The sequence below is a fragment of the bacterium genome, from assembly GCA_040755795.1.
Taxonomy (GTDB): domain Bacteria; phylum UBA9089; class CG2-30-40-21; order CG2-30-40-21; family SBAY01; genus JBFLXS01.
This window is the reverse complement of the sequence record JBFLXS010000161.1, coordinates 1-1697: the sequence shown is the minus strand read 5'-3', so window position 1 is coordinate 1697 and position 1697 is coordinate 1. Positions and strand designations below refer to the sequence as shown.

The following is a 1697-nucleotide window of genomic DNA, read 5'->3' as shown; positions in this document are numbered from 1 at the left end:
CTTGTGGCTCAATATTAACATACAGATTAACATACTCTACTTTCCCAACATATTGGAGTGAGAATAACAGGACTATAAGTACTGCTGCGGCAACTCCACCAATCGTTATCTTTTGGGTGCGAGTCAAGCCATTCCAAAAAGTAATGATTTGTGTTAACCATGCTGGCATCTGTCCCCCCTCCCATTTTTATTATCAGGAATCAGCAATCAGTAATTTTTGTTCACTGTCCACTACCTTCCACCCATCGCTAATGTATCCTCATAGGCACGAATTATTCTATCTCGCATCGTCAAGGTAAAATTTAGTGCAATCCTTGCCTTTTCTGCCGCAATCATTACGGTATGAACATCATCTATTTCTCCAGCGGCTAATTTTCTGGTTAATTCTCCCGATTCACCTAATAATCCATTTACCTCATTTATGTGTTTCTGGAATACAGTAGAAAAACTATTAATTAATTCATTAGATGGGGATACATCTTCTTTTTTCTTCTCTATTCTTGTTTGAAACATTAATTCTGACTTTGGCATTAATGAATCTAAACTCACTGGTGTCACTTTACCATTAACCTCCTTATTTTACTATAAAAACTTCTTTTTGTCAAGAAAAAAGTTTTATCTACTAATATCCAGTGCCCTAATCATCATTTCTTTTGCAGACCGCATTGCGGCTACATTTGCCTCATAAGCCCTGGTCGCGGTAATCATATCCGTCATCTCCAAAACTACATTTACATTTGGCAACCGAACATAACCATCTTTATCTGCATCTGGATGTTCAGGTCGATATTCTATTTTAAATGGAGAAGGGTCTTCTTCAATACCTACGACACGCACCCCTTTACCATTGTAGATAACCTGTGATTTAACAAATGGTATATTAAAAAATACCTGCGGTTCACGAGGAGTAAATACTACTCTTTGTCGACGATAAGGGCCTCCTTGTGGAGTTCGAGTTGTATTCACATTCGCAATATTATTAGCAATTACATCCATTCGTAATTGTTCTGCGGTAAGTCCTGAGCCAGATGTATTAATTGTTTGAAAAAGATTCATCATGATACTATCTTGTGCCTCCTCTTATTACCACATCAAGCATCTGAAACATCCCACTTATTCTATTAACTACTGCCTCATACATAATAGAATTTTTTGCTAAATTAGCCATTTCAGCATTTATATCAACATTATTCAGGTCATTACGAAAAGTAGTATCATCTTCCACAAACATTCGTGGTCGAACTGCGGTTGGATGTTTTGGTGGTTTATAAAATTGAATATGTTTAGGGTCAGTCGTCCTTGCTTTAAAATTTGATGTTTCCTTTTTCTGCAATGCCAGGGCAAGCTCATCTTCAAAGCTTACATAACTTTTCTTAAAACCTGGCGTATTAACATTAGCAATATTATCCGCAATCACCTTTTGCCGTAAGGTCGCAGTATCGAGTGAGTTCTCTAATATTTTCACTGTTTGCATATGGGTAGATTGGTCAAACATAATATTTTTTGCCTCCATTTACATTTATCGGCATTTTAGGGTAAAAAGTTTAATTAATTTATCAAAGAACAAATCATAGTAACCGTTCAGGCTATATATCAAAAGTGTAAGAAAGGGGATAAGGAGATAAGAGTGATATGGAGATAAGATAATAGAAATAGATTGAAATTTATAGAAATAGGTAGAAATTGATTGTGGAAAA

The 1697-nt window shown here is 35.8% G+C and carries 3 protein-coding genes; all 3 read right to left on the bottom strand.

Features of this window, described 5'->3' with window-relative positions; all coding sequences use genetic code 11:
* Positions 1 to 231: 231 nt before the first annotated feature.
* The 3 genes from fliE to flgB are packed head-to-tail and all read right to left on the bottom strand — an operon-like array spanning position 232 to position 1495.
* Positions 232 to 558: a flagellar hook-basal body complex protein FliE gene (fliE, locus tag AB1414_11175; GenBank protein MEW6607992.1), complete on the bottom strand. Its 327-nt coding sequence runs from the start codon at positions 556 to 558 to the stop codon at positions 232 to 234.
* A 57-nt stretch (positions 559 to 615) separates the two neighbouring features.
* Complete coding sequence (gene flgC / locus AB1414_11170) at positions 616 to 1056, bottom strand: flagellar basal body rod protein FlgC (protein MEW6607991.1); 441 nt, start codon at positions 1054 to 1056, stop codon at positions 616 to 618.
* Between the two features lie 7 nt (positions 1057 to 1063).
* Entirely contained in the window at positions 1064 to 1495 is a 432-nt protein-coding gene (gene flgB / locus AB1414_11165; GenBank protein ID MEW6607990.1) for a flagellar basal body rod protein FlgB, read from the bottom strand.
* Positions 1496 to 1697: the final 202 nt, after the last annotated feature.

What these genes read in the sequence shown, in the direction of transcription:
- flgC (MEW6607991.1), bottom strand. Translation starts at nt 1,056, where the DNA reads ATGAATCTTTTTCAAACAATTAATACATCTGGCTCAGGACTTACCGCA.
- flgB (MEW6607990.1), bottom strand. Translation starts at nt 1,495, where the DNA reads ATGTTTGACCAATCTACCCATATGCAAACAGTGAAAATATTAGAGAAC.